Annotated in this window: 20 protein-coding genes and 1 pseudogene; 15 read left to right on the forward strand and 6 right to left on the reverse strand. The window is 70.7% G+C overall.

What is annotated here, in order from left to right; all coding sequences use genetic code 11:
• Nucleotides 1–5 precede the first annotated feature (5 nt).
• On the reverse strand, nucleotides 6–2351 hold the full coding sequence (locus R6Y94_RS04910) for a TIM-barrel domain-containing protein (protein WP_318394526.1): 2346 nt from the start codon (nucleotides 2349–2351) through the stop codon (nucleotides 6–8).
• 317 nt (nucleotides 2352–2668) lie between these two features.
• On the opposite strand from R6Y94_RS04910, the gene R6Y94_RS04915 reads away from it, so the two are divergent.
• The 4 genes from R6Y94_RS04915 to R6Y94_RS04930 all read left to right on the forward strand — a co-directional run bounded on the left by R6Y94_RS04915 (nucleotide 2669) and on the right by R6Y94_RS04930 (nucleotide 7473).
• Complete coding sequence (locus R6Y94_RS04915) at nucleotides 2669–4714, forward strand: beta-galactosidase (RefSeq protein WP_318394527.1); 2046 nt, start codon at nucleotides 2669–2671, stop codon at nucleotides 4712–4714.
• 307 nt (nucleotides 4715–5021) lie between these two features.
• Nucleotides 5022–6188: a hypothetical protein gene (locus R6Y94_RS04920; RefSeq protein ID WP_318394528.1), complete on the forward strand. Its 1167-nt coding sequence runs from the start codon at nucleotides 5022–5024 to the stop codon at nucleotides 6186–6188.
• Nucleotides 6185–6880, forward strand: a complete 696-nt coding sequence (locus tag R6Y94_RS04925) for a hypothetical protein (protein ID WP_318394529.1) — start codon at nucleotides 6185–6187, stop codon at nucleotides 6878–6880. The genes R6Y94_RS04920 and R6Y94_RS04925 overlap by 4 nt, the downstream gene beginning before the upstream one ends.
• 119 nt (nucleotides 6881–6999) lie before the next feature.
• Nucleotides 7000–7473: a hypothetical protein gene (locus tag R6Y94_RS04930; protein WP_318394530.1), complete on the forward strand. Its 474-nt coding sequence runs from the start codon at nucleotides 7000–7002 to the stop codon at nucleotides 7471–7473.
• Between the two features lie 34 nt (nucleotides 7474–7507).
• On the opposite strand, the gene eis is transcribed toward R6Y94_RS04930, so the two are convergent.
• Nucleotides 7508–8701, reverse strand: coding sequence for an enhanced intracellular survival protein Eis (gene eis, locus R6Y94_RS04935; RefSeq protein ID WP_318394531.1), 1194 nt, complete (start codon nucleotides 8699–8701; stop codon nucleotides 7508–7510).
• A gap of 339 nt (nucleotides 8702–9040) precedes the next feature.
• On the opposite strand from eis, the gene R6Y94_RS04940 reads away from it, so the two are divergent.
• Nucleotides 9041–11311 carry a cellulose binding domain-containing protein gene (locus tag R6Y94_RS04940; RefSeq protein ID WP_318394532.1) on the forward strand — a complete coding sequence of 757 codons (2271 nt, stop codon included), beginning with the start codon at nucleotides 9041–9043 and terminating at the stop codon, nucleotides 11309–11311.
• Nucleotides 11312–11614: 303 nt separating this feature from the next.
• Here the strand turns inward: R6Y94_RS04940 and R6Y94_RS04945 are convergent, their stop codons facing one another.
• Nucleotides 11615–12637, reverse strand: a complete 1023-nt coding sequence (locus R6Y94_RS04945; RefSeq protein ID WP_318394533.1) for an LLM class flavin-dependent oxidoreductase — start codon at nucleotides 12635–12637, stop codon at nucleotides 11615–11617.
• Nucleotides 12638–12808: 171 nt separating this feature from the next.
• Between R6Y94_RS04945 and R6Y94_RS04950 the strand changes: the two genes are divergently transcribed.
• Nucleotides 12809–14008, forward strand: coding sequence for a low temperature requirement protein A (locus R6Y94_RS04950; protein ID WP_318394534.1), 1200 nt, complete (start codon nucleotides 12809–12811; stop codon nucleotides 14006–14008).
• Nucleotides 14009–14117: 109 nt separating this feature from the next.
• Here R6Y94_RS04950 and R6Y94_RS04955 read toward each other — a convergent pair whose 3' ends face one another.
• Nucleotides 14118–14699: a helix-turn-helix domain-containing protein gene (locus R6Y94_RS04955; RefSeq protein ID WP_318394535.1), complete on the reverse strand. Its 582-nt coding sequence runs from the start codon at nucleotides 14697–14699 to the stop codon at nucleotides 14118–14120.
• Between the two features lie 76 nt (nucleotides 14700–14775).
• On the opposite strand from R6Y94_RS04955, the gene R6Y94_RS04960 reads away from it, so the two are divergent.
• From R6Y94_RS04960 to R6Y94_RS04975, 4 genes are all read left to right on the forward strand, one after another.
• Nucleotides 14776–16359: a bifunctional NAD(P)/FAD-dependent oxidoreductase/class I SAM-dependent methyltransferase gene (locus R6Y94_RS04960; protein WP_318394536.1), complete on the forward strand. Its 1584-nt coding sequence runs from the start codon at nucleotides 14776–14778 to the stop codon at nucleotides 16357–16359.
• A 317-nt stretch (nucleotides 16360–16676) separates the two neighbouring features.
• Nucleotides 16677–17096 (forward strand): ABC transporter ATP-binding protein, encoded by a 420-nt coding sequence (locus R6Y94_RS04965; protein ID WP_318394537.1) that lies wholly within the window; start codon nucleotides 16677–16679, stop codon nucleotides 17094–17096.
• 1 nt (nucleotide 17097) lies between these two features.
• Nucleotides 17098–18687, forward strand: a complete 1590-nt coding sequence (locus R6Y94_RS04970) for an FtsX-like permease family protein (protein WP_318394538.1) — start codon at nucleotides 17098–17100, stop codon at nucleotides 18685–18687.
• 266 nt (nucleotides 18688–18953) lie between these two features.
• Nucleotides 18954–19631 carry a hypothetical protein gene (locus R6Y94_RS04975; RefSeq protein WP_318394539.1) on the forward strand — a complete coding sequence of 226 codons (678 nt, stop codon included), beginning with the start codon at nucleotides 18954–18956 and terminating at the stop codon, nucleotides 19629–19631.
• A gap of 192 nt (nucleotides 19632–19823) precedes the next feature.
• On the opposite strand, the gene R6Y94_RS04980 is transcribed toward R6Y94_RS04975, so the two are convergent.
• Nucleotides 19824–20459 carry a helix-turn-helix domain-containing protein gene (locus R6Y94_RS04980; protein WP_318394540.1) on the reverse strand — a complete coding sequence of 212 codons (636 nt, stop codon included), beginning with the start codon at nucleotides 20457–20459 and terminating at the stop codon, nucleotides 19824–19826.
• 151 nt (nucleotides 20460–20610) lie between these two features.
• On the opposite strand from R6Y94_RS04980, the gene R6Y94_RS04985 reads away from it, so the two are divergent.
• The 5 genes and pseudogenes from R6Y94_RS04985 (at nucleotide 20611) to R6Y94_RS05005 (ending at nucleotide 25780) form a co-directional block, all read left to right on the forward strand.
• The gene (locus R6Y94_RS04985; protein WP_318394541.1) at nucleotides 20611–21282 is read left to right on the forward strand and encodes an NADPH-dependent F420 reductase; all 672 of its coding nucleotides are present in this window, start codon (nucleotides 20611–20613) and stop codon (nucleotides 21280–21282) included.
• Nucleotides 21283–21728: 446 nt separating this feature from the next.
• Complete coding sequence (locus tag R6Y94_RS04990; RefSeq protein WP_318394542.1) at nucleotides 21729–22964, forward strand: glycosyltransferase; 1236 nt, start codon at nucleotides 21729–21731, stop codon at nucleotides 22962–22964.
• A gap of 105 nt (nucleotides 22965–23069) precedes the next feature.
• Nucleotides 23070–23492, forward strand: a pseudogene (locus R6Y94_RS04995) (hypothetical protein); the annotation flags it as partial.
• A gap of 111 nt (nucleotides 23493–23603) precedes the next feature.
• Nucleotides 23604–23861, forward strand: a complete 258-nt coding sequence (locus tag R6Y94_RS05000; protein WP_318394543.1) for a hypothetical protein — start codon at nucleotides 23604–23606, stop codon at nucleotides 23859–23861.
• Nucleotides 23862–23875: 14 nt separating this feature from the next.
• Nucleotides 23876–25780 (forward strand): BTAD domain-containing putative transcriptional regulator, encoded by a 1905-nt coding sequence (locus R6Y94_RS05005; RefSeq protein WP_318394544.1) that lies wholly within the window; start codon nucleotides 23876–23878, stop codon nucleotides 25778–25780.
• A 24-nt stretch (nucleotides 25781–25804) separates the two neighbouring features.
• Here R6Y94_RS05005 and R6Y94_RS05010 read toward each other — a convergent pair whose 3' ends face one another.
• Nucleotides 25805–26350, reverse strand: coding sequence for a helix-turn-helix transcriptional regulator (locus R6Y94_RS05010; protein ID WP_318394545.1), 546 nt, complete (start codon nucleotides 26348–26350; stop codon nucleotides 25805–25807).
• Nucleotides 26351–26366 lie beyond the last annotated feature (16 nt).

Genomic DNA, 26366 nt, shown 5'->3' on the forward strand with positions numbered 1-26366 from the left:
GACCTTCAACCCCGCACGGTGGGTAGTCCGTCCAGCGGCACGGCGCTCGTCGCGGTGCCGCCCAGCAGTAGCCGCCCGGGCGGCCGGGCGCCGTCGACCGGGGCGAGGGCGACGCTGCTGACCGGGAGCGGTCCGTCGACCTCCACCCGGAACTCGTCACCGGAGCGGCTGGCCCGGATCGTGGTGTCGCCGTCGACGTCGTGCACCACCGTGCTGGCGTCGGTGGCGCCGAAGCTCAGCACGGTGACGTCGGAGAACGCTCCGTCGCCGACCCGGTCGGCCGGCGGCATCACCGGGATCAGCGCGCCGTACCGGACGAAGAGCGGGATCTGCCCGAGCGGCCGGTGCACCCGCAGGTGCCGGCCACCGGCGTGCACCTCGCCGGTCCAGAAGTCCACCCAGTCGCCGGCCGGCAGATAGAGGTGCCGTCGGTTCTCCGGACTGGTCATCGGCGCCACCAGCAGGTCCGGGCCGAGCCGGTATTCCAGCTCCGCGGTCCAGGCGGCCGGGTCGTCGGGGGAGTCCACCAGAAGGGCCCGCATCATCGGGGCACCGGTCCGGGCCGAGGTCACCGCCGCCGAGTAGAGGTACGGCATCAGCCGGTAGCGCAGCCGCAGCGCCTCGACCGTGAGCCGTTCGGCCTCGGCCGGGAAGTCCCAGGGCAGCCGGCTGGTGGTGCCGTGGAACCGGACCAGCGGGGAGAGTGCCCCGAACTGCGCCCAGCGTACGTAGAGGTCCGGCGTCGGAGTGCCGTGGAACCCACCGCTGTCGTGGCTCCAGAACGGCACCCCGGACAGCCCGTGGCTCAGCCCGCCGCGCAGCGTGCTCGCCAGTGCCGGGTACGTCGCGTTCACGTCACCGCTCCACTGTGCCGCGTGCCGCTGCCCGCCCAGGTACGACGACCGGGCCCACACCGTGCCGTGCCCGGCCACCTCACGGGTGACCTTCACCACGACATCGTTGAAGAGCAGCGCGTAGACGTTGTGCAGCTCGACGCCGGTCATCCCGTTGTGCGCCACCGCGTCCGCCGGCACTCCCTCGGCGAAGTCGGTCTTGAACACGCTGACGCCCTGCTCCAGCAGCGGCCGGAGCAGCCCGGTGAACCAGTCGACCGCGGCCGGGTGGGTGAAGTCCACGATCCCGCCGGCCGGGTGGCTGCCGTGCCAGGTGTCGGCGACGTAGACCGAGCCGTCGGCCCGGCGCAGGAAGTAGCCGGCCTCGGCCGCCTCGGCGTACAGCGGGCTGCCGGTCATCACGTACGGGTTCATCCAGAGACTGACCTTGAAGCCCTGTCCGGCCAGCTCGGCCAGCATGCCGGCCGGGTCGGGGAACTGCTCGGCGTCCCAGCGCAGATCCGACCAGGCGCCGGCGACCTGCCAGTAGCAGTCCAGGTGCAGCACGTCGCAGGGGATGCCGCGCTCGCGGATCTGCCGCGCCCGGTCCAGCACCCGCTGCTGGCTGTCCCGGAAGAAGCCGGAGGAGATCCAGGCACCGAAGGCCCACTTCGGCGGCAGCGCCGGCCGGCTGGTCAGCCGGTCGTACCGGTCCAGGATCTGTGTCGGGGTGGGCCCGGCGATCACGTAGTAGTCGATCAGGTCGTCCGGCACCAGGATCTGCACGCAACTGTGCGTGGACTGGCACATGTCGAACTCGACCGGCATGCCGCTGTCCACCAGCACCCCGTAGCCCCGGTCGGAGAGGTAGAGCGGGATGTTCTTGTGCGAGCGGTCCGACTCGCTGCCGAAGGCGTCGAAGTTCCACATCAGCGCCCGCTGGCCGCGCTTGTCCAGCGGGGTGAACTTCTCGCCGAGTCCGACGAACCGCTCGTCGCCGGGGGTCACGAAGCTCTCGTGGTACGCGGCGACCGCGCCGTCGACCAGCGAGCGCCCGAACGGCAGGGTACGCAACCGGCCGCTGATGTCCTGCTCGCCCCGGCTCTGGCTGACCAGCACCGCCCCGGTCGGGTCGACGAAGCGCAGGTGCCACGGGTCGAGGCTCAGCTCGGCGACCACCGCTCCGGCGTCGACGCGGACCCGGTCGCCGTCGACGCGTACCTCGGCCTCGTGCGGCTGGGGGTGCACCAGGGGCAGCGCCCGGCTGGCCCGGCCCCGGGCGAGCGGGTCCTCACTGAGGCGTACCCGGATGACGCCCTCGGCGGCGGCGGTGATCCGGACCGCGAGCGAGCCGCCGTCCGAGGTGGCCGCCTTGAGGGTCACGCCCTGGCCGTCCGTGCTCAGCACCTCGGCCCGGTGAAGCGCGGAGAGCCCGTGCTCGCCCGGAGCCCGGACCGGCAGGTCGGGCGGGTCGGCGACGAACGTCTCGTGCGGCACCAGGGGCGGGCGGTACGGCATGCGGTCTCCTCGGCTCCCGGGACGCGGGTCCCGCACCGCCGACGGTGCCGGCCGGCGCATGGACTTCCTTTAGTTTCTTTGGTAACCCAACAAACTGTCAACGGCGCGATCGCAGTCGATGCGTCCGGCCGGCCGCCAGCTCGACCGTGAGTGGCGCCGCTCCGGGCAGGCCGACGCTCACCACCCCGCCTCCCAGTTCTCGGTCCGGATGGTGGAGACGAGGCCGTTGACAGGGCGATGCACCCCGCCTACTTTGGCTGGATCCCAAACAAAGGTCAACGGCGACGGTTGCGGGTACGCCGGGAGAGGCGGGGCGGGTGCGCTGGCCGAAGGGTCTGACCGGGCTCTGCTACGGCGGTGACTACAACCCCGAGCAATGGCCGGCGGAGGTCTGGCCGACCGACGTCGAGCTGATGCGGCGGGCCCGGGTCAACCTGGTCACCGTCGGGGTCTTCGCCTGGTCCCGGCTGGAGCCGCAGCCCGGCCGGTACGACTTCGACTGGCTGGACCGGGTGCTCGACCTGCTGCACGACGGCGGCATCCGGGTGGCGCTGGCCACCCCGACCGCGTCCCCGCCGCCGTGGTTCTCGCTCCGGCACCCGGACGCGCTGCCGGTCACCGCCGACGGGGTACGGCTCAGCCACGGCAGCCGGGACACCTACTGTGCCAGCGCCCCGGCGTACCGGGCGGCGGCCCGGGAGATCGCCGTCGCGCTCGCCGAGCGCTACCGGGACCATCCGGCGCTGGCGCTCTGGCACGTGCACAACGAGTACGGCACCACCTGCCACTGCGAGCATGTCGCCGTCGCCTTCCGGGCCTGGCTGCGGGCCCGCTACGGCGACCTCGACAGCGTCAACGACGCGTGGACCGGCAGCTTCTGGAGCCAGCACTACTCGGGCTGGGAGCAGATCCGGCCGCCCCGGGCCACCCAGTACCTCGGCAACCCGAGCCAGCTGCTGGACTTCCGCCGGTTCGTCTCCGACGAGCTGCTGGCGGCGTACGTCGAGCAGCGGGACCTGCTCCGGGCCGCCACCCCGGACGTACCGGTGACCACCAACTACGTGCTCGGCGGCTGGGTACCGGTGGACCACGCGCGGTGGTCCGCCGAGGTGGACCTGGTGGCGATCGACCACTATCCGGCGGAGATCGGGCCGGGGGCCGAGGAGCAGACCGCGTTCGCCGCCGACCTGGCCCGGTCCTGGGCTCGGCACGGGCAGCGGACCGGACGGGCCGGCCGGACCGCCGGACCGCCGGAGGGTCGGAACCCGCCCGGCGGCCCGGCCTGGCTGCTGATGGAGAGCGCGCCGAACCTGATCATCACTCCGGACCGGATGCACGCCAAGGAGCCGGGCCGGATGACCCGGCACAGCCTGGCCCACGTCGCCCGGGGATCCCGGGGCGCGATGTTCTTCCAGTGGCGGGCCTCCCGGGGCGGTGCCGAAGTCTTCCACTCCGCACTGGTCCCGCACGCCGGCCCGGACAGCCGGGCGTTCCGGGAGGCGGTGTCGCTCGGCGCCCTGCTCGCCCGGCTCTCCGAGGTGGACGCCGGCACGGTACGGGCGCGGGTGGCGATCGCCTGGGACGCCGCGAGCTGGTGGGCGTTGCAGGCCACCGTGCTGCCCTCGGCACAGCTCGACTACGCCGCCGAGGTGTCGGCGGCACACCGGGCGCTGTACCGGGCCGGCCACCCGACCGACTTCGTCACCGACGGCGACGACCTCTTCGGGTACGCCCTGCTGGTGCTTCCGGCGCTCTACCTGGTCTCCGACCGGTACGCGTCGCGGATCCGCGACTACGTGGCGGCCGGCGGTCATCTGCTGGTCAGCTACTTCAGCGGGATCGCCGACGAGCATGCCCGGGTCCGGGTCGGCGGCTATCCGGGAGCCCTGCGCGACCTGCTCGGCATCCGGGTGGAGGAGTTCCACCCGCTCGACCCGACCATCCGGCTGCCGCTCTCGGACGGCAGCACCGGCCGGCTCTGGGCCGAGACCGTACGCCTGACCGGCGCAACGCCGTCGGTCGGTTACCTCGGTGGACTCCTCGACGGCCAGCCCGCGCTGACCCGGCACGGGTACGGCGACGGGGTGGCCTGGTACCTCTCGACCCGGCTCGACGACGATCCGTACCGCGACCTGCTGGCCCGGGTGGCCGAGGCGGCCGGCGCGGCACCGACCTGCCCGGCGGCGCAGGCCGGGGTGGAGGCGGTCCGGCGGTGCACCGCCGAGGCGAGCTGGCTCTTCCTGCTCAACCACACCGACGCGCCGCAGACCGTCCCGGTGTCCGGAGTGGACCTGTTCACCGGGGTACACGTCGACCGGGTGGTGCTGCCCGCCGGAGGTTGTGCGGTGCTCCGCGAGACCTGAGAGTTCCGGCGAGTTCCTCGGTGGACGGGAATGGCGGTTGCCGGTGTCGTGAAAACGATAGTAAGCACAAATGTTCAGCGCGATCCGCGTCATACGGAGCGAGTGAGTCACTGCGGCTTGTATCGGGTCCATTAGCTGATCGTCAGGGATGTCCACCGGAAGGTGGACCGGTGCCCGCCGCCCCTGCCGCTACGCTGGCGGTCCGAGCTTATGTCGGATGATTCCGGCTCGGCATGCTCATGAGACACATATGGCCGGGGTGTGCGTGGGACGACCACGAGAACCGTGACGCGGAGGGTGGAGCGTGGTGACGGCTACAGTGGAAACGCCGGTCAATGCCGCTGATCTTCAGGAGTACCGGGCATATCTTCAGCGGGGAGAAACGCGTCTGTCGACTCTACACCGGGTGGCAGGTGCCTTTCTCGGCGGGGCCGGCCTGCTCACCCTGCTTCCGGTGCTGTTCCGCGACACCTTCTCGGAGTTGTTCTCCGAGTTGCTGTTCCTGCCCTATCCTTCTTTTCCGCCCGCCAGCGCGCCGCAGCGGTGGCTAATGATGTTCCCGGTCGCTGTCTCCCTGGTGCTACCTCTGTGGGCACTCTATGCCCTCTTACGTGACCTGGTCCGCTTCTATTTCACGAGCCACCACTTCGGCGCCCAGTACCCCGGCGTTTCGTATCCGAGGTTCATACTGTCCGGGATCCGTGTTTCCGACAAGTCCCTCTCCGATCCGGAACCGATACGTCAGGCGCGTCAGGAACTCGGGGTGACCGAATTGCTCGTCCCGGTGTCGGCCGCAGCCCGGCAGCGACTGCTCAGAGAAGCCCATCTCATCGGTGAGTGTCGGGGCCTTGAAGTCACCTCCAACATGACCGTCGTGCAGAACAAGCTGCGCGAGTTCATGTTCAAGTACACCGCGTCGGTCCAGCGGACGCTGGCTCAGGAATCCGCCAAGATGGAGGCGTCGCTGGCGCGTCACAACCTGTTGCTCAGGGTTCTCGTTCTCCGGTACGCCAAGGCGTTCCTTCTGACCATCCTCACCACCGGGATCACCATCACCACCCTGGTCTTCCTCGACCTCGCCGCACCGGCGCGCAGGGTCGAACTGGTGGGTGACGCGGCCGCGGAGGTGGTACCCGGGACGGTGCTGTGGCTCGGTGTCCTCGGGGTCTACGCGGCCTGGTGCCCGGTTGCCGCTTTTGTCGTCCGGCGACCTGTCGCCTGGATCTACCAGGAACTGGACGACAGAAACCGATCCTTCAGGACTCCGCAGAGTCTCCTCCAGTTCGAGGTCGTCACACTCGCCTCTGTGGCATTCGCCAGCATTCTCACGACCGCCTCGCTGTGCTGGTTCGTGCTGGAATCGCAGAGCCTGGCGGCCACCTGGCCCGCGTTGGTGGCGGGTGTGGCCCTACTCGGGGTGACGCTCGTGTACGTCGGCAGGAACATCGCCTCGGGATTGAGGAGGGACAGGTGAGCAGTGCGGAGACGGAGACGGCGAACGCCTCGACAGCAGTGAGCGACCACGGGCCGGGAATCGACGAGGTGCTCGCGATGAAGGTAGAGGTCGCGGAACTCCGGGAGTGGTTGACGAACCTCAGGCACGAGTACGTGCTGGCCGGCGCTTCCGTGCGGGACGGCGCGGACGCCGATGTGGAGTTGATACGCCAACTACGGCAGGAGGCGGAGAGTCTCGTCAAGTTGGTCCGCAGCGCAACCCTGTTCGGCCGGTACGCCGACGACGCGGACCACCATCGCCGCCAAGCGAATCGATGGCGACGGTTCGCCGTCGCGATCCTCGTCATGGCGGTGGGCCTGGCGGTCTATTTCGTCGTCGCGTTGCCTGACCTGGCGTGGTATCAGGTCGCGGTGCCGATGCTTCCACTGGCGCTCCTGTTCACCTATGCGTCAATCGAGTCACATAACCATCGACGCGCCGAACTCGATCGCAAGCGTATCTATCTTCGGATGGCCGCCATCGAGTCGTACACGACGACCGACATCAGCGATCAGGCTCGGGACGACCTGGGTGGGCTGCTGTACAAGTTCATTGAGAAGCACTTCATCGAGCCCCAGCTCGACCCCAATGAACTTTCGTCGGTCTCGGCAGGCTGGCCCACCTGGCGCGCCCGTGTCGAGCGGCGGGGCGGAGGCCGGCAGTCGCAGTAGGAAGCGGAATCGGGTGGGGCCGCTCAGTTGCCTCCCGCACTCGGGCGGCCCCGGTCCGGGCATTTCACCCGCGGGTATGCTCGGCCAGCATCCGCCGCCGGGTATGCCACTATGCACCGATGGCATATCCCTCTGTCCCACCGCCGGGCATGGCCCTGGCCGCCTACCCGTACCCGGTCCCGCTGCCGCCGGGCTGGGGCGCGCTGATCGTCTCGGCGAACCGGGGGCCCTACCTCGTGCCCGCGCCGAGCACCTGCAAGTTGAAGATCGACGGGCGTGAGGTCTCCGGGATGGCGGAGGGCACCTTCCACATTGCGGTGCCGGCCGGGGAGCACGAGGTCAAGTACACCGACCTGTTCGGCATTCCGGTGATGAGCACGAGGGTGGTCGTACAGCCGGGTGCCGGGCATCAGCTCTCGTTCCGGTTCGGCGGGTGGCGCAACCGGGTGCACGACGGGCTGGGCACCGACGTGACGAAGTTCGGCATGTGGTCGAACTACAGCATCGCCCTGATCAGCTTCGGCGTGGTCGGCCTGATCTGCTGCGGCGGGCTGGTGCTGGTCCCGATGCTGACCGGTGGGGGCGGGAGCTGACCCACCCGTACGGCCCGGAGTGGCGGGTGGGCGCTCAGAAGTAGTCGAGCAGCTCCGCCCGGGGGCCGGCGCCGAGCAGGTCGAGCGCGCCCGGGTCGGTGCCGGCGGGGCAGTGCAGCAGGCCGGCCTCGGCGACCGCGTACCCGTCGGCGGCACCGGTGTAGAGCAGCGCGAAGCCGCGTACCGAGAGCTGGGTCGGGGGCTCATCGGGGATCCGGTGCAGTTCCGCGGCGCCGCCGTCGACCTCCAGCCGCCAACTGCCGGAGTTCCACGGAGCGATCTCGTCGGTCAGTGCGAAGTCGACCAGACCGCGCACGTGTGCCGGCCAGCCCCGGCTGCGTACCGCCCGGACCACGTCGACCGGCCGGTGCATCCAGATCCGCTGCTCGTGCTGCCGGACCTGCTCCAGCGGCAGGTGTGTGGCGACCGCGTCGGTGCCCAGCGACCACAGCCGGACGGTCGGGGTGACGCTCTGCCAGCTTGCGAGTACGCCGACCAGTTCCCGGGCTGCCTCGGGCGTGCTGGCCAGCACCTCCTCGACGGTCAGTACGGCGTGCTGGTCGTAGCCGCGCCCGCGCTGCCAACTCGCGTACCCGACCAGCCGGCCGTCCCGCTCGACCAGGGTGAGCCCGTCCACCCCGTCCGGCAGCGCCGTCGGAGGCTGGTCCCGGTCGAAGACCCCGCCGCGGCGGGTGAGCAGGCCGCAGCGATGCCGGGCGATCCGCTCGTACAGGTCGGCGGTTGCGCCGAGATCGGCGGGACCGCCGGGCCGGACCGTCAACCCGGGTGCCGGCCGGTGCCGGGGCAGCGCCACGGTGGGCAGGTCGACGGCGCGCAGGGCGCCGGTCACCTCCCAGCCGGCCCGCCGGTACGGCCCGGTCACCGTCGGATAGAGCGCGCTGATCGCGGCACCCCGCTCGCGGGCACCCCGGAGCAGCTCGCGGAGCAGCGCCAGGGCCACTCCCCGGCCGCGCGCCTCGGGCAGCACCGCGACTCCGCCGACGTCCGACGCGGAGACCCGGCGCCCGGCCCACCACTGCTCGTGGTGCAGGTCGACCGCCTTGCCGACCAGCCGGCCGTCCGGGTCGAACGCGCCGTAGCCGGTGATGCCCGGTCGGGGATCGGTCGACGGTGGTGCGGTGGACGGGGCGGAGCCGAAGGCCAGCCGAGCCAACTCGCCGGCCGCGGCCAGGTCGTCGGCTTCGAGCTGCCGGATGAGGGTGGGCACCGACCGAGCCTAGCCAGCCCGCCTCGACCGTCGCGAGCGAGTTCGCCGCCGGGTGCCGGCCACGGCCGGGTCGGCGGGAAGCTCCGGTGGCGGCGCCGGGCGAGCTGAAACCTTTAAACCGACCGGGTTCGATGTTGTGTACCGGAAAGCGGTTGCCCTAGCATTCAGGTGCGCAGGAAGCCGTACCCCCGTTGTCGGGTTGCCGTTGAATTGTTCCACTTCGGTCGCCCTCCCGCGGTTCGGGTCCGGCCGGCCCCAGGGCAGGGTCGGTACGGCATGGCCATCCCCGGTCGGGCTGGCGAAACCCGGTACCGCGCCCCGCCCCCAACGGAGTTGATCATGCGCATCTCAGCACGTCGCCATACCCTGCTCGCCGCCACCGCAGCCGCCGCGCTCGCCGCGACCGGCACCTTCGCGGTGGTCGCCTCGGCCGCCGCCGCCGGTTGCCGGGTCGACTACCAGGTGACGAACCAATGGCAGGGCGGCTTCGGCGCCAGCGTCAGCCTCACCAACCTCGGCGACCCGGTCACCGGCTGGAGCCTGACCTGGTCGTACGGCGCCGGCCAGCAGATCACCCAGGCCTGGAACGCCACGGTCAGCCAGAGCGGCAGCCAGGTGACGGCCGGCAACGTCAGCTACAACGGCGCACTCGCCACCGGCGCCAGCGCCGCGTTCGGCTTCAACGGCTCGTGGAACGGCAGCAATCCGGTGCCGGCGAGCTTCGCGATGAACGGCACCACCTGCACCGGTGCGGTGGCACCGAGCGCGACCACGCCGGGCGGCCCGCCCACCGGCACCCCTCCGGCGACCACCCCGCCACCCACCCCACCGGTGACCACCCCGCCGCCGACCGACCCGCCGGGCGGAGCGAAGCAGGTCGAGAACCTCGACCGGGGCCTGGTCAGCGTCCGCTCCGGCAGCGCCAACCTGGTTTCCTGGCGGCTGCTCGGCACCGAGACCTCCGGGGTGTCGTTCAACCTCTACCGGGGTTCGACCCGGGTCAACTCCACCCCGATCACCGGCGCCACCAACTATCTCGACTCGGGTGCCGCCGCCGGTTCGGCGTACACGGTGCGGGCGGTGGTGAACGGGACCGAGCAGGCGGAGTCGGCGCCGGCTCTCCAGTTCGGCAGCGGCTATCTCGACGTACGGCTCCAGGTGCCGCCCGGTGGCACGACACCCTCCGGCGAGGCGTACACCTACGCGGCGAACGACGCCTCCGTCGGTGACCTGGACGGCGACGGCCGGTACGAGATCGTGCTCAAGTGGGATCCGAGCAACGCCAAGGACAACTCGCAGTCCGGCTACACCGGCAACGTCTACGTCGACGCGTACACCCTGACCGGGACCAGGCTGTGGCGGATCGACCTGGGGCGCAACATCCGGGCCGGCGCGCACTACACCCAGTTCCAGGTCTACGACTACGACGGCGACGGCCGGGCGGAGGTGGCGATGAAGACCGCCGACGGCACCCGTTCCGGCACCGGCCAGGTGATCGGCTCGTCCTCGGCGGACCACCGCAACTCCAGCGGCTACGTGCTGGCCGGGCCGGAGTTCCTGACCATGTTCGACGGGCAGACCGGCGCGGTGCGCTCGACGGTCAACTACGAGCCGGCCCGGGGCAGCGTCTCGTCCTGGGGCGACGACTACGGCAACCGGGTGGACCGATTCCTCGCCGGCACGGCGTACCTGGACGGGCAGCGACCCTCACTGATCATGGCGCGCGGCTACTACACCCGCAGCGTCGTCGTCGCCTGGGACTTCCGCAACGGCTCGCTGACCCGGCGCTGGACCTTCGACTCCAACTCGGCCGGCTCGCAGTACGCCGGTCAGGGCAACCACTCGCTGACCGTCGGCGACGTGGACGCCGACGGCCGGGACGAGATTCTGTACGGGGCGATGGCGATCAACGACAACGGCTCCCCGCTCTGGAACACCGGGCACGGGCACGGCGACGCGGGGCACCTCGGCGACCTCGACCCGAGCCGCTCCGGGTTGGAGTACTTCAAGGTCAGCGAGAACTCGTCCAGTCCGTCGTCCTGGTTCGCCAACGCGCGTACCGGGCAGATCTACTGGTCCACCTCGCCGGCCGGGGACAACGGCCGGGGCGTGGCCGGGGATGTCCACGCCGGCAGCGCCGGGGCGGAGTCCTGGTCGTCGGCGGCGGACGGGCTGCGCAGCCCGAGCGGGTCGAACGTCGGCCGCAAGCCGTCATCGGCGAACTTCCTGATCTGGTGGGACGGCGACCCGGTCCGGGAGCTGCTGGACCAGACCCGGATCGACAAGTACGGCACCGGCTCCGACACCCGGCTGCTCACCGGCAGCGGGGTGGCGTCGAACAACGGCACCAAGGCCACCCCGGCGCTATCGGCGGACATCCTCGGCGACTGGCGCGAGGAGGTGATCTGGCGGACCAGCGACAACGGCGCGCTGCGGATCTACAGCACGCCGACCCAGACCAGCACCCGGATTCACACCCTGATGCACGACCCGATGTACCGGGTGGCGATCGCCTGGCAGAACACCGCCTACAACCAGCCGCCGCATCCGAGCTTCTTCATCGGGAACGGCATGTCCACCCCGCCGGCACCGTCCATCTATCTTCGGTAGCCCGGATCGGGATCCGGAGACGACAGGATCCGGGAAACGCGAAGCCGCACCGGCCCGCGGGGTCGCTCATCTCCCCGCGTGCCGGTGCGGCACACACCGCGACATCACGCGACCCGTCCCGATCGCGCTTGTCGAACCACCACCGGCAAGAACATTAGGCCGCTTCCGGTGCGCGCCGATGACGGCACGGTGAAGAGTGTGTTTCGCGACCTCCGGACGACGTGACGCCGGTCACGGCCACCGCCGCGACCGGCGTCGCCATGGAGATCGCGACCGGCGTCGCCGGGGAGGTCGCCGGGCCGGTCAGCCCTGCCGGCGGAGCCCGCCGGCAACCTTCTCCGCAACTAGTTCGTACGAGCGCACCCGGTCGGCGATGTCGTAGACCAAGGTGGTGATCATCAACTCGTCGGCCTGGGTCCGGGCCAGCAGGTCGGTGAGCTGCCGGCGTACCGTCTCCGGTGAACCGAGCGCCTGCCCCTCCCGCCGTTCCAGCACGAACTGCCGTTCCAGCTCGGTGTACGGGTACGCCGCCGCCTCCTCCGGGGTGGCCAGCGGGGCCGGCCGGCCGGTACGCAGCCGCAGGAAGGACAGCGAGGCCGGGCCGGAGAGCCACTCCGCCCGCTCGTCGTCCTCGGCGCAGACCGCGTTGACCGCCACCATCGCGTACGGCCGGTCCAGCCAGCGCGACGGTCGGAAGCTCTGCCGGTAGAGAGCCAGCGCCGGCAGGGTGTTCGCCGCGCTGAAGTGGTGCGCGAAGGAGAACGGCAGGCCGAGCAGTCCGGCGAGTCGGGCGCTGAACCCGCTGGAGCCGAGCAACCAGATCTCCGGCCGGTCACCCTGGCCAGGGGTGGCGGTGATCGGGCCCGGCCGCTCCCCGGTGAAGTAGTTGACCAGGTCGTCCAGCTCCTCCGGGAAGTTCTCGGCCGACAGCCCCGCCATGGTCCGGCGCAGCGCCAGCGCGGTCGGCTGGTCGGTGCCGGGCGCCCGGCCGATGCCGAGGTCGATCCGGCCCGGGTGCAGCGCCTCCAGCGTGCCGAACTGCTCGGCCACCACCAGCGGCGCGTGGTTGGGCAGCATCACCCCGCCGGACCCGACCCGGATGGTCGAGGTGGCCGCCGCCACGTGCGCGATCAACACCGCCGGGGCGGAGCTGGCGATCGCCGGCATGTTGTGGTGTTCGGCTACCCAGAACCGGTGATAGCCGAGTTCCTCGGTGCGCCGGGCGAGGTCAGTGGTGTGCCGCAGGGCCGCGCCGGCGGTGGTGCCGGCGGCGACCGGTGCGAGGTCAAGGACAGACAACGGTACGTCGATCACACGTAGCGGCAACCGGCGACGGACCGGATTTCTTCCGGGCGGCGCCTCCACCGGCGGATTTCCCGCGTCCCGCCGGACGGCTTTGCCCGGCCCCGCTCCCGGGTCCGGCCGCCCGTGGTAGTCCTCTGGCAGGAGGCGGGAGTCGTCGACAGCAGTGTTCCGGAGCGGGGAAACAGGCAGCGGATGGTACTCGGTGGCGGGGCGGAACTGCTGCGCAGAGAGGAAAGCTCGCCACGGGCGACCTTCCTGGAACTCTTCCTGGACCTGGTCTACGTCTTCGCCCTGACCCGGGTCTCGCAGCGGCTGGTGCACGACCTCACCCAACTCGACCAGGAGGTCTTCCTCGAGGCGCTGCGCGCGCTGGTACTGCTGCTGACCCTCTGGCTGCTCTGGTCGATGACCACCCTGATGACCAGCCGCTTCGACCCGGAACGGCCGCTGGTCCAGGCCGTCGTGGTGGTCACCATGTTCGGCTCGATGGTGATGGCGGTCGCCGTACCCCAGGCGTTCGGCCAGCACGGGCTGATGTTCGCGCTCGCCTACGTGGTGCTCCAGTTCGTCCGGCCGTTCGTGCTGGGGCTGACCCTGCGCGGCGACCCCCGGCAGCGGATCTCCGTCCGGCTGGTCTTCTGGGTACTCTGCACCGCCCCGCTCTGGATCGTCGGCGCGCTCGTCACCGGCGACCTCCGGCTACTGCTCTGGGGCCTGGCCCTGGTCGCCGACTACCTGGGGCACCTGCTGCGCTGGCCCACCCCGGGGCTGGGCTCGTCGACGAGCGCGGAGTGGGCCTTCGCGGGCGAGCACATCGCCGAGCGCTACCAGCAGTTCTTCCTGATCGCGCTCGGCGAGTCGATCCTGGTCACCGGATTCGCGTTCAGCGGCGGCGACTTCACCGCCGCCCAGTCGGCCGCGTTCCTGATCGCCTTCACCACCACCGTGCTGCTCTGGCGGGTCTACTTCTTCCAGGCCGGGTTCCTGCTGGCCGAGGCGTTCCACACCGCCCGGGACCCGAGCAGGTTCGCCTGGTCGGCCACCTACACCCACCTGATGATCGTGGCCGGCGTGGTCACCACTGCGGTCGGGTACGAACTCGTGGTGGCCCGGCCGCTCGGGCACACCGACGGCGCCTGGGTCGGGGTCATCATCGGCGGCCCGTTGCTCTTCCTGGCCGGCCGGGCCCGGTTCGGGTACGAGGTCTTCGGCACGCTGCTCCGGTCCCGACTGATCGGCATCGTCGCGCTGGTGGCGGTGACGCCGGGCATGCTCTTCGTGCCACCGCTGGCCGTGGCAGGCACCGCGAGCACGATCCTGCTGGCCATCGCCCTGCACGACCTGGTCCGGGTCCGGGGCCGCCGGCCGAAACCCCCCGCCTCGCCACTCTGACCCGGCCGAGCACCGCCCGCCGGGTCCGGGCCGGGCTCGCCCCCGCCGGGTCGCCTCGTCCGGGTCGCCGTACCCGAACCGGTGGTCGACCGGGTGGGCGGTCCCGGGGTCAGCGTGCCGCAGGGCGGGCCCGGACGTGCAGGCGTTCGCCCTGCGGTCCGAAGAGGGAGAGCACCTCGGTGACCCCGGGGCCGGGGTTGGAGATGTGGTGCGGGACCCGGGTGTCGAACTCGGCGACCTCGCCCGGGGTCAGGATCAGGTCGTGCTCGCCAAGCAGCAGGCGTAGCCGCCCGGAGAGCACGTAGAGCCACTCGTAGCCCTCGTGGGTCTGCTGCTCCGGCTCGCCGCCCGGGGTGTTCGGCGGGAGGATCTGCTTGAACGCCTGCAAACCGCCCGGCCGGCGGGTGAGCGGGAGGAACGTGACGCCGTGCCGGACGATGGGCCGGGGATGTACCCGGGGGTCTGCGGTGGCGGGCGCGTCGACCAGCTCGTCGAGGGAGACCTGGAAGGCCCGGGCGAGCGGCAGCAGCAGCTCCAGGGTCGGCTTGCGGCCGCCGGACTCCAGCCGGGAGAGGGTACTCACCGAGATGCCGGTGAACTCGGCGAGCTGGGTGAGCGTGCTGCCCCGCTGCCTGCGCAGCTCCCGCAGCCGGGGGCCGACCGAGGTCAGCGCGAATTCGTCCTTTGCCATAGCGGCAAGGATAGTTGCTGACCGTCCCGAGGTGACGCACCGTGGACGCGTACCGTCCGAGGAAGGGGAGCGCAGCGTGGAGAAGACATACGACGTGGTGGTGGTCGGTGGCGGCGCGGCCGGGCTGGCCGGAGCACTGGCGCTGGCCCGGGCCCGGCGGTCGGTGCTGGTGGTGGACGCCGGACAGCCGCGCAACGCACCGGCCGACCGGGTGCACAACTACCTGGGCCGGGAGAGCACACCACCGGCGGAACTGGTGGCGGACGGGCGTGCCGAGGTGGCCCGATACGGCGGCGAGATCCGCACCGGTCGGGTCGAGACGGCCACCCGGGACGGCGACGGGTTCCGGCTGACCCTGGACGGCGGCGCCGAACTGCGGGCCCGGCGGCTGCTGGTGACGACCGGCCTGGTCGACGAACTGCCCGAACTGCCCGGGCTGGCGCAGCGGTGGGGCCGCGACGTGCTGCACTGCCCGTACTGCCACGGCTGGGAGGTGCGTGACCGGCGTATCGGCGTACTGGTGACCGGGCCGACCGCGATGGCGACGCACCAGGTGAACCTGTGGCGGCAGTGGAGCCCGCAGGTGATGTTGCTGACGCACGAGGCCCCGGCGCTGGAGCCCGCCGACGCCGAACAGCTCGCCGCGCGCGCGATCCCCGTGGTCCCCGGTCCGGTCGCCGGGTTGGAGATCACTGACGACCAGCTCACCGGAGTACGCCTGGCCTCGGGCGAGGTCGTCGCGCTCGACGCGCTCGTGGTCGCGCCCCGGTTCACCGCGCGGTCCGGCCTGCTGGAATCGCTCGGGGTCAAGCCGGTCGACGTGGAGCTGGGCGGGCACGTCGTCGGCAGCCAGATCCCGGCCGACCCGACCGGGCTGGCGGTTGCCGGGGTCTGGGTGGCGGGCAACGTGGCGGACGTACGCGCCCAGGTGATCTCGTCCGCCGCGTCCGGCCTGATGGCCGGTGCGCAGATCAACATCGATCTGGTCGCCGAGGAGACCCGCGACGCCGTCGAGTCGTACCGGCACCAGGTGCGGACGATGTTCGAGCAGGAGGGCTGGGAGGAGCGGTACCGGGCCCGCCCGGCGATCTGGAGCGGCCGCCCCAACCCGCAACTCGTGGCCGAGGCGGCCGGGCTGGCGCCGGGCCGGGCGCTCGACGTCGGCAGCGGCGAGGGCGCCGACGCCATCTGGCTCGCCGAGCGGGGCTGGCAGGTGACCGGGGTGGACATCTCGACCACGGCACTCGGCCGGGCCGCCGCGCACGCCGAGGCGGCCGGTGCCGAGATCGCCGGCCGGATCGAGTGGCGGCACGCGGACCTGCGCGAGCAGCCGCCGGCCGAGGGCCGGTACGACCTGGTCTCCGCGCAGTTCATGCACCTGCCCGGCGAGACCCGACGGGAGGTCTTCGACCGGCTCGCCGCCGCGGTGGCTCCCGGCGGCACCCTGCTGATCGTCGGGCACCACCCGTCCGACCTGCGTACCTCGGCACACCGGATGCACTTCCCGGACATGATGTACACCGCCGAGGAGGTCGCGTCCGGGCTGGACCCGACCGCCTGGACGGTGCTGGCCGCCGAGACCCGGTCCCGGCCGGCGGTGGACCCGGAGGGTCGCGAGATCACCATCTCCGACGCGGTACTGGTCGCCCGCCGTCGGTAGCCGACCCGGGGCGGGCCCGGTGGCTCGGCGCGGGCGCCACCGGAGTCGGCCTCCTCCAGCCCGGCGAGTACCCGCACGGTGCCGTGTGCCGCAGCCGGCGACGCATGCGCCGGGGGCACCAGGCGCGCTCACGGCGACGATTGCCATCATCGCAATCAGAATGCTGGCTTATCAACGCTGTCCCGCAGCGTGTTTGTGTCCCTGGTCGCACCCATTGAAGCAATCAGCGGCCTCATAACTACTTCATGCCTTCAACTTCCCGGCGACCGGCCGGAAGGGCGTCGGTTTCCGTGTCCGGACCTGTGGTGGGCGAGGTTGTGAGACGTGGTCCGGTCGCCGCAGGCGAGGATCAGAGCGGCCAGTCACCGGGGCGGGCCCGCAGGCGGGCGATGTACCTGCTGGACCGGGTCGGGCTGGCCGACCGGGCCGCGCACCTGCCCTCGGCGCTGTCCGGTGGGCAGCGCCAGCGGGTCGCCATCGCCCGCGCGTTGAGCAACGAGCCGCTGGTCGTGTTGGCCGACGAACCCACCGGCAACCTGGACAGCGCCGCCACCCTGGAGGTACTGCGGCTGTTCGAGGCGTTGCACGCCGCGGGACAGACCCTCGTGGTGGTCACCCACGACGCCCGCATCAGCGCGGTCGCCGACCGGGTGATCTCGATGCGCGACGGGGCGTTCGCCGACGACAACCGATTCGCCAGCACCGCTACCGGCACCGTCTACGACGGGCGGCGCTGACATGTCCGGCCGCCTCCTGCTCGTGTGCCGGCTGCTGATCCGGGGCCTGCGCCGCCGCCGGACCGAAACCGTCCTGCTCCTGGTCGCCATCACCGCCGCCACCGCCACGCTGACCCTCGGCCTCACCCTGAACGAAATCGCCGACCGGCCGTACCAGCAGACCCGGACCGCCACCGCCGGCCCGGACGTGATCGTGACCCCCCGGGCCACCGGTCAGGCCGCGTTGGACGAGCTCGCATCGCTGACCACCGCGGCCGGCGTCACCGACCACAGCGGCCCGTTCCCGATCGCCTACCTGACGATGACGGCCGGCGGCAAGTCCGCGCACGCCGTCGTCGAGGGCCGGGACACCGCGCCCGTGTCGATCGACCGGCCCGCTGTGACCGACGGCACCTGGGTGGGCCCCGGCGGCGTGGTCGTCGAGCGTGCCTTCGCCGACGCCCTCGGCATCCGCGTCGGCGACACGGTCAGCGTCGACGGCCACCCGCTGCGCGTGACCGGGACCGCGGTCACCGCCGCGAGAGCGACGTATCCGTACGCCGGGTGGCACTACTCGGGCAGTGTCCTGGTCGAGCGCGGCGGCCTGGTCTGGGTCGAGCGCAGCGACATAGCCAGGCTCGCGGGCGGCCAGCCGCTGTCGTACACCCTCAACCTCAAACTCGCCGACCCGGCGGCCAGCACCACGTACCCGGTCGGAGACCAACTCACCACCTGGCAGGCGATCGGCCACCTCAACGGTCGGCTGTACAGCGACGCGCGGATAGCGCTGCTCGTCGGCAGTTGGCTGCTCAGCGGCCTTGCGCTGGCCGGCGTCGCCGGGATCGTCGCGGGCCGGATCATCGGCCAGCGCCGCCGGGTCGGGCTGCTGAAGGCCGTCGGGGCCGGACCGGCCGTGATCGCCGCCGTCCACCTCGCCGAGTATCTCGTGATCGGGCTTGTCGCCGCCGCCACCAGCACCGTCCATGCACTGGCCGACGCCGCAACGCCACCGCGGCGCCGATGGTGGCGTATCCGGCTGTCGCGGCAACTGCCCACCGCCCTGCTGATCGGGGTGCGGATCAACGCGCGCCGACCGCGCCGGGCCCGGCTGGTCACCGTGAACACCCTGATCACCACGACCGCACTCGTCGCCATTCTCATCGTCAACACCCGTGTGTCGCACTTCGACCTCGGCTACACGGAACTCGCCAATCCCCGGTGGGAACGGGGCGAGCAGGCCACGCTCCTGCTCACCGTCGTGCTGTGCACTCTTGCGCTCATCAACGCCGTCGTGAGCACCTGGACCGCTGTCCTCGACGCCCGGCAGCCGCTGGCCGTCGCGCGGACGCTCGGTGCCACGCCCGCGCAGGCCGGCGTGGGCCTGGCGGTAGCGCAACTGCTTCCCGCCATACCCGGCGTCGCCGTGGGGATCCCGGCCGGCATCGGGCTTGTGACCTTCGTCAGCCTCGGCGAGGTCCGGTACCCACCCGGTTCCTGGCTGCTCGCCACCGCACTCGGAGTCCTGCTCGCCATCGCCGCGCTCACCGCCATCCCCGCGATGGTTGCCACCCGGCGCCCGGTCGTGGACACACTCCGGTCCGCACCGACCTGACAACCGTGCACGCCTGTAGTGCCATCTGCCGAGCCCGCGTACTGGCTCCGGCGCAGAGACCGGCACGGCTTGACGTACAAAGCTCTTGGACTCGGGGGTCAGCCGGGTCTCCCGCCAGTCGGCTGCCTGACGCCGTCGCCGGCCGATCGTTCCGGTTGATAACGATGCGTAACGAGCGACCATCCAGCGACTCGTGGCTCGGCCTCCGCTTCCGATGAGCGGTCACCGTTTGAGGGCGTGGTGCGCTCGTATGGTGTTATCGCTTCGTGGGGTGGAACGAGGCGGCGGATGGGATTCTCGGCGGCTGCGACGAGTCAGCGGAAGCACGTGACGAGCTTGCCGTACTTGAAGGACGGATCGGAGGAGCACTCCCGGAGTCCGTCCGCGAGTGGTACCTGCTCGGCGGTGATCGACGTCTGGCCCCGATCAGCTCGAACCTGGTCACCCAGACGCGGGACTTCACGAGCCCGACGGTCAGTCGCTTCCTCGACAACGGATATCTCCTACTGCAGACCGACAGCCAGCACTGCTGCCGATGGGTCGTGGCGGTCTCGGCAGCTCACGGCGACCCACCGGTGTATCTGATCGACCCAGACGACGACACCTGCGCAACGCGAAGCCGCTACGCCGATACGTTCTCCGGCTACGCCTTCACGGCGTCCTGGGACGCGACGCTCTGGAAGGGGGAGCTGTCGGCCGACTTCGACCATCCCCTTCCGCCCGATGCCCTCGACACGCTCAGGCTCCGGCTCACCGCACTCCCGACCACCCACGGATGGGCCACGAACCAGGGTTGCGACGCGGTGTACCGATTCAGCGGCCCCGCCGCAAAGATCGCCGTCGCCGTCACAGGGAGTACGGCTTTGTGGAGCGCGATCGCGGCACCGTCCAGCGCTCGACGAGACGCCTTAGCCAGGCTGATCGGCGCCACCCCGGGCGACTGACCTTGAGCTTCGAGTACCTTCGGCCCGGCCAGGCCGGCATTAAACGCATAGATCAAGAGCGTTGATCTGCCGCAGAGCACGCGTGGCGGCGGGCTGCGCGCGGGTCACAGAGCGTGGCGACGTACGTTCGGCGCGGCTCCCGATCATGCCGAAAGTCGTGCGCTCGATCATGGCCGTGACTTCGTGCGGTAGTCAGTCGGTGGGAGTGCTGTGCGGGGTTCTGATCCCGTCCAGTGCCATCGTGAGCACGCGCTCACGTTGGGCCTCCAGCACGAAGTTCGTTCCACTGATGCCGTTGACCAGGAAGAGAACGTCGTCGAAGGTCACGTCGGTGCGGGCGAGGCCGGCTGCCTGGGCGCGTTCGAGCAGAGGTCGGCCTGCGGTGTGGATGATGTCGCGGCAGGTGACGAACATGGCCTCGTTATGGGCGATCGCGTCGTAGACAGCCTTCTTCGTGGTGGCGTAACTGACGAATTGGGTCAGCCAGGTCACCAGGGCGTCCCACGGGTCGCGGTCGCCGAGCTCGGCGGCCATCTTCGCCAATGCCTCGACCTCGTCGAGGTAGACCGCCTCGAACAGGTGCCCTCGGGTGGGGAAGTTGCGATAGAGCGTGGCGATGTTGACTCCGGCTTGCCGGGCGATGCCCTCCAGTGAGGCGTTGGCGCCGTCGTCGGCGAACGCCTGCCGGGCGGCATCGAGCAAGGCGTCGAAGTTGCGCCGGGCGTCGGCGCGCTGCGGACGGCGCACCTGGTAGCGCGACTCGGCCGTGCTCGTGGCCATGCTTCCGTGTCGTCCCTTCGTCTGCATCACGGGTTCGTTCGCGTCCATCGTCTCCCTCTCGTGGACACCGACCTTGACAAACGCAGGCCCCTCTTCACTAAAGTCAAGGGGATCCTGCGGTAATGCGCAGGGCTGCCTTCACTTTATCCTGCCAGGTGTCAGACGACTGCAGCTGGCCATCGCGCAAAGGACTCCGGACATGGCCACCATCGGCTTCATCGGCAGCGGGAAGATCGGCGGCACGCTCGCGCGCCTCGCGGTCAACGCGGGCCACGACGTCGTACTGAGCAACAGCCGCAGCCCGCAAAGTCTCCAAGATCTGGTCGCGGGGTTGGGACCGCGCGCCCGCGCCGCGACCACGGACCAGGCTGCGGCTGACGGCGACATCATCCTGGTGGCCATCCCGATCCGGGCCTACCGGCAGGTACCCGCCCAGCCGCTCCGCGGCAAGATCGTCATCGACACGCTCAACTACGACCCCGCCCGCCAGGGCAGTGTTCCCGAGATCGAGGCCGGCAACACCCCGCCCCACGAGCTGCTGCAGACCCACCTACCGGAGTCGCACGTCGTCAAAGCGTTCAGCACCGTGTTCTTCAGGCACCTGGCCACCCTCGGCCGCCCCGCAGGCGCCCCCGACCGCAGCTGTCTGCCGATCGCCGGCAACGATACCGCCGCCAAGCGGAGCGCCGCCGCCCTGATCGACTCGCTCGGCTACGACACGTACGACGTGGGGTTGCTCGCCGAGAGCCGCCGATTCGCGCCGGGCACGCCCGCCCAACTGGCCCATCTCGACCCGGTCGGCATGTTCACCGCCCCGGGACGCCCGGTCACCGCGGCCGACCTGGTCAAGCTTCTCGGGGAGGTCCGATGAAGGCCGCAGTCGTCCGCCATGGCCCGCGATCAGGCACCACCACCCCGGCGCGGCCATCTCGGCTTCGCGGCGTGAACAACGCGTGTCGCGTTGGGTGGTCGGTCGTCGCCGCATCTGATCTTCGCGTCCGACCGCTTCGCTGTCACAGGAAAGCGCGCAACGCCGCCTCGCCGAGCTGCGGCTTCAAGCATCGTTCAAGCATCGTTCAAGCCCCACTGCCGTACCGTGTGGGCGATACGGCGGTTCTCACCGCCACGACGTAACCGCCGGTCCGTTGGCTTGTGAGGTAGTACCTTGTCCATCCCGTCGTTGATCCGTAGCCGTGCTTCGGCCTGGCTGGCTGCTGGGCTGGTGGTCGGGGTAGTCCAACCGGGCCTGGTGGGCACTGCGGCGCAGGCGCAGCAGGAGCCGCCGGACGAGAAGCGCCCGGCGGTGGGGTGCTAGTCATGCAGCCGGTTGTCTCCGTCGTCATCCCGACTTACAACCGGGCCGACCTGTTGCGGCTGACGCTCGAGAGCCTGGTGGCGCAGACCGCGCCGCGGGATGACTTCGAGGTCATCGTGTCCGATGACGGTTCCGACGATGGCACGGCCGAGTTGGTACGGTCATTCCGGACTCGGCTGCGTCTCAAGTACACCTTCCAGGAGGATCTGGGCTTCCGGGCCGCAGCTGCACGCAATGCCGGTGCGGCCCATGCCGACGCGCCGGTGCTCGCGTTCCTGGACACCGGTGTGCTGGCCGGCCCGGAGCTGGTGCACAGCTACCGCCGCAGCACCGCACCCGGGCGATGCGTTCTTGGCTACACCCACGGTTCTGCTTCGGAGGCGTCGACGCCCGGGCTCGCGCAGGCGGTCCGCACTATGTCCGCGCAAGACGTGCGCGATCGGTACAGCGCGGAGGCGTCGTTCCAGGATGCCCGGGAGACACTGCCGGCCGAAGCTGACGCCGACCTCGGCCGATATGCGCTGCCGTGGACGCGGCTCTGGTCGCTGAACTTCGCCGTGTTCGCGGCGGACTTCTGGTCGGTGGGCGGGTTCGACGAGGAGTTCTGCGGCTGGGGGATGGAAGACCTGGAGCTCGGCTATCGGCTGCATCATCGGGGCACGTCGCTGCGGATGAGCAGGCTAGCGTGGGCGATCGAGACACCGCACGAGCGGAGCAGCGCAGCCAACCGGGCCAGCAACGAGCGCAACATCCGCAGGTTCCTGACCAAGCACCGGGATCCGGTGCTTGAGCTCTACTGGGCTTGGGCGCTCGACGACTACACCTGGTCGCTCGATGACGAGTGGCTCGCCGTGCACGAATGGGCGGATGCGAGCCGAGACCTGTCGGTCGACGAGGAGGTCGACTCCGCACTGCGGGACCTTCCGGCCGGGCATGTCGCTGCGATCCTCGGGTGTGGCCGATGGCGGCCGGATCCGGCGCACCCGCATCATGCGTTCGACTTCGACGACTTCTACGTCGACCACCACGCAAAAAATAGCGGGCGTCCATCTGGGTATCCCGTTCGGCGAGCGCTCGGAATCAGGACACCGCTGCCCGGCGTGTCAGTCGACCGGGTTGTCATCACTTCGCGCCTTCGTGGCCTCTGGAAGGCGCACGGAAAGCGGATTCTTGGCGAAGCAAACCGGATCGGGCGCTCCGTGTGGCATCCCCCTGATTGGGAGACGCCCCGGGTGTAGGGGTGGGTTGGGAGGGCACCCTCCACTTCTACAACACCACGCCGCGCCGCTACACCGCGGACGGCAACGCCGGTACGACCGGCGCCACCCAGACGGGCGCAGGCCCTCGCCCTCGACGCCGGGCTGGCGCCGGACGGCGAACGCGGCGCCGTCCTGGACGCGCTGGTCGAACTCGTCCACGCCTACCACCCCACCGGCGACGGCCCGCACTTCAGTGGCGGCACCATCGGTATGGCGCCCAGCGTGCGGGCGCCGGCGGCGGCGGGACGCGACGACGTGCTGTGGGACCTGCTGCAGGAGGACGAGCAACCCAGCTACGGCTTCTTCACGGAGTCCACCACCGCCAACCCGGGCGGCATGACGCCGATGGGGGAGTTGACCACACCAACGACCTGGCGCGGATTCCCAAGCCGGGTGCCCACGCCTCCGCCAGAATTGCCGCCACCGGACGCCTGGAAAGGACCGGTGGGGGGGGTACCGGCCGGCACGCCGTCCGCCGTCGATGAGTCCGGTCCACGCCGTCCCTGACCGCGACCGTTTGGTAGCGCAAGTAACATTGGTTTGGTAACGCCTTGAAGACATCGCCTTTACGCAATACGGTGCTATCACTGCTACCGCGATGTGAAGGAGCATCACCCGATGCCCGTGCAGGTGCGTTCCTACTTCATCGAGCATGCCGTCGGCGCGGATGCCTTGCCCAGCCGGATGGCGCTGAACTACCTGCACCGCCACGGGGACGTGCTGGGCCGGTTCACCTTGCGCGGCCAGGACCAGGTGTACGAGGACGCCGGCCGGCCGGCCGGCCGCGACGACGCGGTGCTGGCTACGGCCGGTCGAGCGGACACCAATTTCCAGCGCGGTGCCACTTCGGGTGTGACCGCGAGGGACGGGTACTAGTGGCAGCGAGTGCGGTGGACGGCCGCTTGCGGGCCGAAGGGCTCGGACCGCTCAGCGCATTCGTCGACGGCGACGAGATCGACCTCGGCCCGCCCAAGCAGCGCGCCGTTTTCGTCGTACTGGCCCTGTGCGCCGGCGCGACCGTCTCCCGGGGACAGCTGGTCGACCGGGTCTGGGGCGAGTCGGCGCCCGCCACGGCCGCGGGGAGTGCGCACACCTATCTCTCCGGGCTCCGCCGCGCCCTGGGACCGGTGCAGGACCGGTTGGTCAGCAGTCCGGCCGGTTACTCCCTGCTGCTCGAGCGGGAGATGTTCGACGTCACCGTGGCCGAGGATCTGGCCGGGCGGGCGCGGGCGAGCGGTACGCTGGTGGGGTACGAGCGCGCGCTTGCGCCGTGGACGGGCGGTGTTCCCTTCGCCGGGGTGCCGGGGCCATTCGTCGCGCAGGCCCGTGTCCGGCTGGACGAGCTGCGGTTGCGGCTGCTGGTCGAGTACGCCGAACGGGCCCGTCCCGGCATGCTCCCCGAGGTGATCGGCCGGCTGCTCGTCGAGGTTCCGGCCCATCCGTTCGACGAGCGGCTCTGCGGTGTGCTGATGACCGCGCTGCACCGCATTGGCCGCACCGCCGAGGCCCTGACCCAGTACGAGGATTTGCGCCGCAGGCTCGCCATCGACCTGGGTATCAGCCCCTCACAGGCCACCCAGGCCAGCTATGCCGAGATCCTGGCCGACGACCATCACGGGAGCGTCTGGCCGCCCGGCGGGACGATTCGGCCGGCCCAGCTCCCGCACGACAATGACGCTTTCGTCGGACGGACCGCCGAGCTGCTCACCCTGATGCGAAGTTCGGCCGGCAGGCCGGCGCCGCGACGGCGGATCGTCATGATCGTGGGGGTCGGCGGGATCGGGAAGACCGCGCTCGCCGTGCGCGGCGGGCACATGCTGCGCGACAGTTATCCTGACGGGCAGGTCTACATCAATCTCCGCGGATTCGATCCGTCGCATCCCGCACCGACTCCTAGGGCCGCCCTGCACCAGCTGCTGACCTCCATCGGTGCCCGGCACGCCCCAGACGGGCACGAGGAGCGGGTCGCGCTGTGGCGCAGCATGCTGGCCGACAAGCGTATGCTGCTGGTCCTCGACAACGCCGCATCCGCCGACCAGGTCGAGGACCTGCTGCCCGGCGGCGACACCTGCTTCGTCATTGTGACCAGCCGCGACCGGCTCTCGGGACTGGCCGTCCGGCACGCCGCCCGCCGGATCTCGCTCGGTGCGCTGAGCGAGAAAGAGTCATTGACCCTACTCAACACGTTGGTCGGGGAGGACCGGGTACGGGCGGAGCCGGAGTCCGCCCGCCTGATCACGGCGTTGTGCGACCGGTCACCGTTGGCTCTGCAGATCGCGGCCGAGCAGGTCGTGTCGACCGTGGGCGCAGGTATCGGAGATCTCGTCGCGAAGTTGGAGAACGTCCGGCACCGGCTGGACACGCTGCAACTGGCCGATGACGCGTTCTGCTCCGTGCGCGCTGTTCTGTCCTGGTCGTTCGCGGCGCTCGGCGAGGACGCAGCCCGGGCGTTCCGGCTCCTGGGGGTCTTCCCCGGGCCCAACCTGACCCGGCACACCGCGGCGGCGCTGTTCGGTCTCGGCCTCCAGCAGGCGTCGGTCCTGCTGAACAAGCTGTACGCGGTGTCCCTGCTGGAGCGGAACGACGACCGGTTCACGATGCACGCCCTCGTCCGGGTGTACGCCCTGGAGCTTGCCGGTGAGCTTGCGCCAGACGAACGGCTGGACGCCCTGGCACGGGTCCTCTCCCGGCATCGCATTGCGCTCTCCAGGATCGGCGACGGCATGGTGGGCCGCGCCACGTCGATCGAGCCGCTGGGACAGCGAATCCCTCCCATCCTCTTCGCCGACCTGTGATTGCCTACGCTGGAGAGGTCGAGGTCATGGACTCGACGAACGACCGCTGGGCACCCGGGTACGCTGCCAGATCAGCACCGCCTCGACCCTGCTGCGGGCGCCGAGCTTGGTGAAGATGCGGTTCACGTGGTTCTTCACGGTCTTCTGCTGGACCCGGAGTAGGGCGGCGATGTCGGCGTTGCGCATACCCTGGCTGATCGAGTCCATGACCTCAGCCTCGCGCGGCGACAGCGGTCGGCACGCTCCTCCGGTCCTGCCAGCGAGGTTGCCGGCCGTGGGCCCCAGCCGGCCAGCCGGGATCAGCACCAGCCGGTAGCGGGCGGTGGCCGGATCCCGGTGCCGGGTCTGCGGGCTTACCAGTCGGCTGAGGGCCTTGCCGCGGGTGCCCGCGCCGGGTGCGGTGCCGGCGACCGGGGTGACCACCACGTCGACCGCGGGCAGGCCGTCGATCTGTACCTCCAAGCCTTTGCTGGCGAACTCGTGGCGGATGTGGGCGAGGATCTCCGGGCTGGAGATCGCGATGCGCACCCGGTTGCCGGGCTCGCCCGGTGTGCCAGGAACCGTGGTCATGCCGGCCAGTCTGGTG

The sequence above is a fragment of the Plantactinospora sp. KLBMP9567 genome, assembly GCF_033446045.1.
Lineage (GTDB): Bacteria > Actinomycetota > Actinomycetes > Mycobacteriales > Micromonosporaceae > Plantactinospora.

What these genes read in the sequence shown, in the direction of transcription:
- R6Y94_RS04950 (WP_318394534.1), top strand. Translation starts at nt 12,809, where the DNA reads ATGGTACTCGGTGGCGGGGCGGAACTGCTGCGCAGAGAGGAAAGCTCG.
- R6Y94_RS04940 (WP_318394532.1), top strand. Translation starts at nt 9,041, where the DNA reads ATGCGCATCTCAGCACGTCGCCATACCCTGCTCGCCGCCACCGCAGCC.
- R6Y94_RS04985 (WP_318394541.1), top strand. Translation starts at nt 20,611, where the DNA reads ATGGCCACCATCGGCTTCATCGGCAGCGGGAAGATCGGCGGCACGCTC.
- R6Y94_RS04970 (WP_318394538.1), top strand. Translation starts at nt 17,098, where the DNA reads ATGTCCGGCCGCCTCCTGCTCGTGTGCCGGCTGCTGATCCGGGGCCTG.
- R6Y94_RS04990 (WP_318394542.1), top strand. Translation starts at nt 21,729, where the DNA reads ATGCAGCCGGTTGTCTCCGTCGTCATCCCGACTTACAACCGGGCCGAC.
- R6Y94_RS04930 (WP_318394530.1), top strand. Translation starts at nt 7,000, where the DNA reads ATGGCATATCCCTCTGTCCCACCGCCGGGCATGGCCCTGGCCGCCTAC.
- R6Y94_RS05000 (WP_318394543.1), top strand. Translation starts at nt 23,604, where the DNA reads ATGCCCGTGCAGGTGCGTTCCTACTTCATCGAGCATGCCGTCGGCGCG.
- R6Y94_RS04980 (WP_318394540.1), bottom strand. Translation starts at nt 20,459, where the DNA reads ATGGACGCGAACGAACCCGTGATGCAGACGAAGGGACGACACGGAAGC.
- R6Y94_RS05010 (WP_318394545.1), bottom strand. Translation starts at nt 26,350, where the DNA reads ATGACCACGGTTCCTGGCACACCGGGCGAGCCCGGCAACCGGGTGCGC.
- R6Y94_RS04955 (WP_318394535.1), bottom strand. Translation starts at nt 14,699, where the DNA reads ATGGCAAAGGACGAATTCGCGCTGACCTCGGTCGGCCCCCGGCTGCGG.
- R6Y94_RS04910 (WP_318394526.1), bottom strand. Translation starts at nt 2,351, where the DNA reads ATGCCGTACCGCCCGCCCCTGGTGCCGCACGAGACGTTCGTCGCCGAC.